Annotated in this window: 5 protein-coding genes; 4 read left to right on the top strand and 1 reads right to left on the bottom strand. The window is 55.6% G+C overall.

The window, feature by feature from the left end; genetic code table 11:
* Positions 1-53: 53 nt before the first annotated feature.
* Positions 54-947, bottom strand: a complete 894-nt coding sequence (locus JH25_RS00490; RefSeq protein WP_032880908.1) for a LysR family transcriptional regulator — start codon at positions 945-947, stop codon at positions 54-56.
* Between the two features lie 94 nt (positions 948-1,041).
* Here JH25_RS00490 and JH25_RS00495 point away from each other — a divergent pair, with 94 nt between their 5' ends.
* The 4 genes from JH25_RS00495 (at position 1,042) to JH25_RS00510 (ending at position 8,710) form a co-directional block, all read left to right on the top strand.
* Complete coding sequence (locus JH25_RS00495; protein WP_032880907.1) at positions 1,042-2,226, top strand: MFS transporter; 1,185 nt, start codon at positions 1,042-1,044, stop codon at positions 2,224-2,226.
* Positions 2,227-2,291: 65 nt separating this feature from the next.
* Entirely contained in the window at positions 2,292-3,011 is a 720-nt protein-coding gene (locus JH25_RS00500) for an SDR family NAD(P)-dependent oxidoreductase (RefSeq protein ID WP_032880906.1), read from the top strand.
* Between the two features lie 65 nt (positions 3,012-3,076).
* Positions 3,077-3,559, top strand: coding sequence for a VOC family protein (locus tag JH25_RS00505; protein ID WP_032880904.1), 483 nt, complete (start codon positions 3,077-3,079; stop codon positions 3,557-3,559).
* A 216-nt stretch (positions 3,560-3,775) separates the two neighbouring features.
* Entirely contained in the window at positions 3,776-8,710 is a 4,935-nt protein-coding gene (locus tag JH25_RS00510) for an RHS repeat domain-containing protein (RefSeq protein ID WP_032880902.1), read from the top strand.
* Positions 8,711-8,742 lie beyond the last annotated feature (32 nt).

The following is an 8,742-nucleotide window of genomic DNA, read 5'->3' as shown; positions in this document are numbered from 1 at the left end:
GAAATCCGCCGATCCCCCCCTCCCAACAAATCCAGACCTAAACCCGCACCTCCTCAACCCCCATGCCTCTCCACCAAAAAATCCACAAACGCCCTAACCCGCGCCGGCATCGCCCCTCCCCCCACAAACACCGCATGAATCGGCTCCACATCCCCCGGGTTAAAGTCCTCCAGCAACACCACCAACTCCCCCCGCTTCACCTCCTCCACCACACTAAACGCCCCAATCCGCGCAATCCCTGCCCCCAGCTTTGCCAACTGTGCCAATGCCTCGCCACTGTTGCCCTCAATCGTCCCCGCCACCTTCAACGAAAACTCCCGCCCATCCGCCCTGAACGGCCAATCCGGCGCCGCTCGGCGAAAGTTGAAGCGTAGGCAGTTGTGCCGGAGTAGATCCTGCGGCAACACCGGGGTGCCATGTTTTGCCAGGTAGTCCGGTGAGGCGACGATCACCTGCTCGGTGGAGCCGATATGACGAGCAGTCAGGGGGCTGTCGGCGAGGGGGCCGAAGCGGATGGCGACGTCGGCCTGGCCGCCGAGGATGTCCACCACTTCATCGCCGAGCATCAGGTCGACGACGATGGCCGGATAGCGGGCGCTGAAGGCGGCGATCAGCGGGACGATAGTCATGCGGCCATGGGCCAGGGCGGCGCTGACTCGCAGGCGGCCCCGTGGGGTGCCCTGGTCGGTGATGGCGTCTTCGACTTCGGCCATGTCTGCGAGGATGCGCCGGGCGCCGCGCAGGTAGGCTTCGCCTTCGGCGGTGAAGGTGATGGCGCGGGTGGTGCGCAGCAGCAGTCGGGTGCCGATGCGCTTTTCGGTGCGGGTGATGATGCGGCTGATGGACGATGGCGTCAGCCCCAGGGCTCGCGCCGCGCCCGACAGGCTGCCGTGCTCGGCAACCATGGCGAACACTTCCATCTCTCCTGACCGACCGACGATGTCCATTTGTGCCTCCTGCGCAAAGCTGTAGTTCCCAAGCGAGGGCTACTGCTTGAAAAGGCTGGATTGTAGCATTCGGCACACAGATGAGGAGTCAACCATGCGTATCAATCCACCCCTTGTAGCCTTGTCCATCGGTGCCTTCGGCATCGGGGTCACGGAGTTTGCGCCCATGGGCATGTTGCCCGGTATTGCCGCCGATCTTGGTGTCTCCATTCCAGCCGCCGGGCTGCTGGTGAGTGCTTATGCCATGGGCGTGCTGATCGGCGCGCCGATCATGACCCTCGCCACGGCGAGAGTGCCGCGTCGTTATTTGCTGATCGGGCTGATGGCGATTTTTACCCTGGGCAATTTGTTGTCGGCGCTGGCCACCAACTACCAGACCTTGATGGTCGCAAGGCTGGTGACGTCGCTGAACCACGGGGCATTTTTCGGCATTGGTTCGATTGTGGCAGCCAGCGTGGTAGCGCCGGAGAAACGCGCGGGGGCGGTCGCGGCGATGTTTCTCGGGCTGACCTTGGCGACCATCGGCGGCGTGCCGCTGGCGACCTGGTTTGGCGAGAACTTTGGTTGGCGCACGGCGTTCTGGGGGATCAGCGGCCTCGGTGCGGTGGTGATGGCGGCGCTGTGGTGGGCGTTGCCGAATGCACCCGCGCCTAAAGGTGGCAGCCTGATGGCGGAAATCCGCGTATTGGGCCGCGGGCCGGTGCTGGCCGCGCTTGCGCTGACGGTGGTGGGCTCCAGTGCGATGTTCACGGTGTTCACTTACATCGCGCCGATTCTGCGCAACGTCACCCACGCCTCGACCAACTTCGTCACCGGGATGCTTGTGCTGTTCGGTATCGGGCTGACCCTGGGCAACGTGTGGGGCGGCAAGTCGGCCGACCGCTCGGTGGACCGTACCCTGATCACCTCGCTGGTGGTGTTGATTGCCGTGCTTCTGGCCTTCTCGGTGCTGATGCAATGGCCGCTGCCTGCCGCCGTGTCGATCCTGCTATGGGGTGCCGCCAGTTTTGCGCTGGTACCGCCGTTGCAGATGCGTGTGATGGAGACCGCCAAGGATGCGCCTAACCTGGCGTCGGCGATGAACATCGGCGCGTTCAATTTTGGCAATGCGATTGGTGCCGCGCTGGGTGGCGCGGTGATCAACGCCGGGCTGGGCTACCCGGCCATTTCCCTGGCAGGCGCAATCATGGCGGGCCTGGGCTTGCTGATGGTGCTGGGTTTGGCCTGGCGCTCGCGGCGTGCGGGTTTACGCATTTGCCGGGAAGCCGTGCAAGCCTGAACAGCAGGCTGGAAAGCCCCACCCAACTGCCTTATAACTACGCCCTTCAGTCAAGGAGACGCGTAATGAAAACCATGGTAGTGGGCGCCAGCAAAGGCCTGGGCAAGGCGCTGATCGAGGGGTTGGGCGAACCCGGGGATACGCTGATCGGTGTATCCCGCAGCCGTCCAGAACAGCTCAACCACAAGGCTGATGTGCAGGTGCGTTGGATCGAAGCCAACCTGGCCGAACCCGCCAAAGCTGCCCAGGCCATTGAAGCCTCGGTGGCCGAGAGTGGGCTGGATACCTTGATCTACAACCTGGGTATCTGGGAAGAATTTGCCTTCGACCCCGCGTACAACTTTTTGGCCGACAGTGATGAGCAGCTCGAAGCCATTGTCACGTGCAACATCACCGCTACCTTGTTGCTGATCAAACGCCTGCTGCCGGTGCTGCTCGACAGCGCCAACCCACGGATCATCCTGACTGGCTCGACCTCCGGCCTGCCGCAAAGTGGCCGCCCGGAGGTGGCCTTCGGTGCCTCCAAGTTTGCGCTGCGCGGGATTGCCGATGCCTTGCGTGAAGGCTATCGGCATCAGCGCCTGGGCGTGACCTGCCTGAACCTGGGCTACCTGAACACCGAAGACCCGTTGAGCACACCGCTCGCAGTGGCGGCGCAACGCGGTGAAGGCCAGTCGATTCCGGTGCATGACGTGGTGCAAGTGGTGCGCATGACGCTGAACTTGTCGCCGGCCAGTTTCGTCAAGGACATTACCTTGCCGGCGATCCTGGATGAGCGGTTCTAAACGGGGCGGAACGCCCGCGGTTATCGTCTAGACTTCACGCACCTTCCAACCCGAGGAGCCTTGCGATGAACAACAAAAATACGATCTGCCTCTGGTACAACAACGATGCCCTGGAGGCGGCGACCTTCTACGCCAACACCTTTCCCGACAGTAAAGTGGGGAACGTTCACCATGCGCCTGGCGACTACCCGGCCGGCAAGCAGGGCGAAGTGTTGACCGTGGAATTCACCGTGCTGGGTATCCCCTGCGTCGGCCTGAATGGCGGCCAGATGTTCAAGCACAGTGAGGCGTTTTCCTTTCAGGTGTCTACGGATGACCAGGAAGAAACCGATCGCTTGTGGAATGCCATCGTCAACAATGGTGGGCAGGCAAGCGCCTGCGGCTGGTGCAAGGACAAGTGGGGGTTGTCGTGGCAGATCTCGCCACGGGTGTTGGTCGATGCGGTCACCAGCAAAGATCCTGCCGTCGCCAAGCGTGCGTTTGAGGCGATGATGAAAATGACCAAGATTGATATTGCAACCATAGAAGACGCTGTGGCCGGACGTTGATGTGCATGATGTCGATCCGAACTTGAAGGCCGCCACCTTTCATACAGATCACAAACATCCTTATTCGCAAAGGAGATTAAAATAATAAATTCAAAAACTATTTAATATAAAATACTGTGAACTCTTACAGTTATCGCAGGCTTACCGACCGTGTAGTTTTCAAGTAGTGCATATCTCCCCCACGAAGGGGGCCTACTACGACATAAGGAAATGAACATGGCCCACAATCCAATGGGTACGGACCCTAGCGATTCCGAGAACGATCCGATTTTTAACGCCACCACTCAAAAACGCAACGTGGTCGATCCACGCACAGGCCTGTTCGAGGCCTTTATTCCCCTCCCCTCAATCGTCGGTAACGACGGCAGCGGCCCTGTGTTTGAAATGGGGCTTCACTGTGCCCCCACCTTCAATAACCTGTTTGCATTGGGGGATGGCTGTTTTTTTGGGCTAACCACTTATAGCACTGCGCATAACCGTTTAACATTGCACTCCGGCGAAGTACTAAATATAAAAAAAGGTATCGATCCTGACCCACAAAACGATGCCGTTAATGTCTCCTGGTTCAACAACCAACTGACCGTGATGCGCAAGGACACAAGACATGAAGTATTGGAATTGCTGGACAACACAGGCATCTATGTACCAAAAATATTGACAACCTATAATCCCGACCTCAAGGAGTCGAAAAACTTATATTTCACATGGACATCAACGCCCCACGTTATAGAGGGCAAAACGTATTATCAACTTCAATTAACAGGCATCACGGACAGCACCAAGCGAAACCTGCTCAAGATTGAATACACGCCCCCCGCGCCCGATACATCGCCGGCCATTGGGACAGTCAAGATTATGTTCTGGCCTGATGATGCAACTCAAACCCTCACCTACACGTTGGCACTTAAAGATTACGCCCTGCAGTCCGTTACCCTCGGGAATACTCACAAAACCACCTTGGAGTATTTGGACCATCCGGTGTGTGGTTGGCTGTTGAACAAGATCACCAATGTCGACGGACTCCAAGAGGCGGTCGAATATAAAGACAACGGACTGACATTTCCGGACAACCCACAGTTGTCAGCGTTGCCTTGCGTCAGTACTCACACGCTCACCCCAACGGGTGGCGGCACGCCTGTTATTACAACCTATGCGTATGAGCGTCAAGATGAAAAAAAATACCGGACGATCATGGCTGAGGGCGTACCGGCCATTCGCACCACGGTTTATCAATACGACGATGAACATGACGTCAAGACTGAGACGCTCTCCCAAGGTTCTGCCAAAACCCTGACAGCGTATAACATGAGTAAGGATGATGACCTTGATAGTCGTGAAACCCGAGTAACTTACCAACAAGCGAACAGAAGCCGGACAACGACGAACAAGAATACTTTTAACGATAGTTCTGGCCTTATCAAAAACCAACAACAGACCATTACTACCGAGATGGACTATCTACGCTCGTTTACAGACCCGATTTACAATTTTTTGAAACATAGCAACGGTACGCTAAAAGCCCGCGAATTACTAAGCGCAATCGCACGCGCTTCCAAGGAAGAACAAAATGACAAACCGGGCACTCAGTGGGAAACCGCAGACTATACATATGAGAGCCTGTTCCCATCTGCCGCGCTGGATACCAAGTTTGTCGAAACACCCGGTTTACTGGCAATCATCCCTGGGCTGTCCGACTTGATCCCCGGCTTGCGTAATGTTGCCGAGTTCGAACTTCACCGATATGAAATGACCCCCTCGCATGAGGCCAGACTTTATAGTACGTTGCAATGCAGTTTAGCGACGGATAAATTTGCCGATGCCGCGCTGGTAGGCCAACAGTACGAATACTTCGAGGCTAACGTTACAGAGGAAGGCAATGTCATCGAAGACTTTCGCACCGGACGTGTGAAGAGCATCCGCCGGTCGACATTGGGCAATAAACATTTGGCGCCCCTGGTGAGTGACCCTCTACGTTCGTTCGCCTATGCCTTGGGGGGCGTGGGTAATATCGAACTTACCACCACAACGACCGAAACCGATGAACAAGGTAACAGCCGCACCTCTTCGGAAACCAAGAGCACTCTTGACGGACGCCTCATTCGCCAAGTCGACGTTGATGGCAACCGCACCGAGTACAGCTACAACAATAACGGCCAACTGAGCACTTTGACAGTGTGCGCGCAGAGCACTACCTATCGCCAGGTCACCACCTACACTTACCCGGCGCCCGGGCAGATACAAATGACCACCCCCAATGGGCAAACCCGCTTGAGTCAATACGATGGCCAAGACCGACTGGTCAGTGAATACTTGATCGAAGATGGCCAAAAAAAGCTGATCAAAGCCGTCAGCTACGACCGTATTGGGCGTGAACTACGTACCACCCAGTATGATTACCAGAATATGCCACTCCAACTCCTTGAATGGCAGGAGTTGAAATATGATGACTGGAATCGGGTCAGCGGACGACGCTACAGCAACGGCAGGGAAGATTTCGACCTCAAAGACCCCATCGCACTGACGCTTACACAATGGACCGGCAAGGCAACCGACAAGCACAGAACAATTACCACCTATAACTTGGATGAGACCATCAAGAAGATTGAATGGAGAGGCAAGGAGGGCAACATTTATCAGACCCAGACTGCCACCTATACCCGCGCCAGGCAGATCAAGCAACTGCACACGGATGGTGAACTGGGCGATACAACCATTGATTACGCTTACGATGGCAGTGGCCGTCTGTTGAGCGAAAAACATAGCGAAAAGAACAACGGAATACTGGCCCCCAGCCTGGTCTACACCTATTACTACACTTACCCTAAACACTGGCTGATGACCGAAGCCACCCAGATCGATATCGAATTCTCGAATAACCGCCACATACTGGGCAAACGCACCATCGACAGTTGGGGCCGAGTCACCTCACTCACCCGCGGCAAGTGCACTGAAACCTATACCTATATAGGCGCCAGCTCAGTCCCTGCGTCAACCCAAACCGCCGATGGCACTCTACTCCAACATGAATACATCAAGGAACTTGGCAACCGCTTGGCAAACACCGGCACGACCAACCGCACCGAGCAGCAATCTTACACCTACGCGTATGGGGCACAGAAGATCTCGTCAGCGAGCGAGGGAGAAAAGTTTCTCGAGTACAATCATGACGCCAACCTGTATATAACTAATCAGCATATACAAACTCAGCCCGGTCAAACCAAAGAGACATTTTCCGAGTATTCACACGGTGGACGCCTGCTCACCAATACAGACCCTACAGGTAATAAGACACTGTTCCTTTACAGCGGAGATCAACGCTATGCAGCCAACAATTTCCACTTTACGTGTAGCCATAATTATGACAGTCAGGGACTTTTGAGTAAGGAGCTGATTATTGGTCCTATTAACTCAACCGATCCGAAGGTCACTTTCGATGTGACATATACCTACGACGCAGAACGGCGTGAAACCAGTCGCCGATTTACACTCAGTGGCAAAGTTGATCTCAAAATAGAGAGTGCGTATTACGGCGACGGCAAACTGAAATCGGTGTTCTTGAAACAGGACAACATCGTGCTGGGGTCACGCATCATGGCTTACACTCCGGGTGGGCGACTCAAGTCCTATACCACCACGGGCGTATGGCGACCCAAGACCCCAAAAAACCAGGACATCGACAAGCAAGAGTTCACTTACGATGCATTGGGAAATGTCACCACTTGCGTCACAAGCTTTGGTGGGTTCAAGAACACCACAACCAACAGCAACGATAGCCTGAATGGTTTTCGGTTGGCGACAGTCTACAACAGCCATTCGGACTACCCCGAAGCCGCCACATTGAGGTACGACGCAGCCGGGCGGGTGACACAGGACGCTTCGGGAAAAAAATACACGTATGACTGGCTCGGTCGATTGATCCAGGCCGGGAGTATCCGTTATAGCTATGATCCCTCCGACCGCCTGATGATCCGGGACAACAACGGCGTGCAAACTCAACTCATCTATGACGGGCTAACGGTGTGTGGAGAATATTCGACTGCCAATAACGACAGCAGCCGGGAGCTGAATCCCGGGAGCGAGGGCTGTACGGTTCTACAGATCAAACGCTCGGGCGTGAAAAGAACCCTGTTTGAACTCAGAGACGTCCATGGCACGGTATGGGCCAGCTATGACCTTCAGGCCCAAACTCTCAGGCATCACGCCTATACGGCATACGGCGAGCAATCCCCGGCCGAGACCGATTCCATGCTGGGTTTCAAGGGCGAATTCCTTGATGCCGATACGGGTCAATACGTTTTGGGGGCGGGCGGACAAGGACGCTATTACTCAGCTTCCAGCATGTGTTTCTACACTCCGGACAGCCTCAGCCCTTTCGGGCCAGGTGGCCCTAATCTGTATGCCTACTGCGCCGAGGGTGATCCAGTCAATTTCAGCGACCCCAGCGGACATTTTTCAGTGAATGACGCTTTGTGGAATCAATGGCAGGGCCAAGGGCGCGAGCCTGGACCCATCTCGCTCGGGCCCGATAATCCATTGGGCACCTGGATTTTCGGTGCGATTGGCATATTGGCCGCCATCGTGAGTGGGGGCACATCTTTACTGCTTACGGCTGCGCTGGTCGGGCTCGCGGTCGTGTCATTAGCGGCAAATATCGCGTCGGTGCTTACCCAAGATACCAATCCTGAACTCTCGAGTATTCTCGCCTGGGTATCCTTGGGCACAGGAGTATTGGGCGGCGGGGCCATGCTCGTTAAAAAAGTCGCCTCTCTTGCCCTGTACCTGGGGCGCTCTGGAATCGCGATGGCCAGAAACCTTCTTTCTAGAACCGTCCCGAACTTGATCCCAAGACTTAGACGACTCGGACAATTCAAAGACTATCGTCGCTTGTACGGGGATTTTGCAAATGGCAAGCCCCCATACATGGTCGGGCGGATACCGGGCAAGGCTGTGAAGGCATTGGAAGAAGGAAAGCGGGCCAAAAACTTCTTTACTGCGGCTGAAGCCAACACGGTCGCATTCTTTACCACTGGGACGCTTGGAAATACTGAAGCCTTTGACTCTGATGTGGCTAACCAAATCAATAACACCATTGGCGACTTAACATGGTTACCTTGGGGCTCTTTTATGAAACTTTGGCTGAAGGTTCGATAGCTCGTCCGATAGAGCCATAAAAGCGTCCGGCT

Origin of the sequence: Pseudomonas sp. BRG-100, assembly GCF_000737955.1 — a bacterium.
Taxonomy (GTDB): Bacteria; Pseudomonadota; Gammaproteobacteria; order Pseudomonadales; family Pseudomonadaceae; genus Aquipseudomonas; species Aquipseudomonas synxantha_A.
This window is presented reverse-complemented; position numbering and strand designations above follow the sequence as displayed.

Excerpts from the sequence above, each read along its gene's own strand:
- JH25_RS00490 (WP_032880908.1), bottom strand. The coding sequence starts at position 947 with ATGGACATCGTCGGTCGGTCAGGAGAGATGGAAGTGTTCGCCATGGTT.
- JH25_RS00495 (WP_032880907.1), top strand. The coding sequence starts at position 1,042 with ATGCGTATCAATCCACCCCTTGTAGCCTTGTCCATCGGTGCCTTCGGC.
- JH25_RS00500 (WP_032880906.1), top strand. The coding sequence starts at position 2,292 with ATGAAAACCATGGTAGTGGGCGCCAGCAAAGGCCTGGGCAAGGCGCTG.
- JH25_RS00505 (WP_032880904.1), top strand. The coding sequence starts at position 3,077 with ATGAACAACAAAAATACGATCTGCCTCTGGTACAACAACGATGCCCTG.
- JH25_RS00510 (WP_032880902.1), top strand. The coding sequence starts at position 3,776 with ATGGCCCACAATCCAATGGGTACGGACCCTAGCGATTCCGAGAACGAT.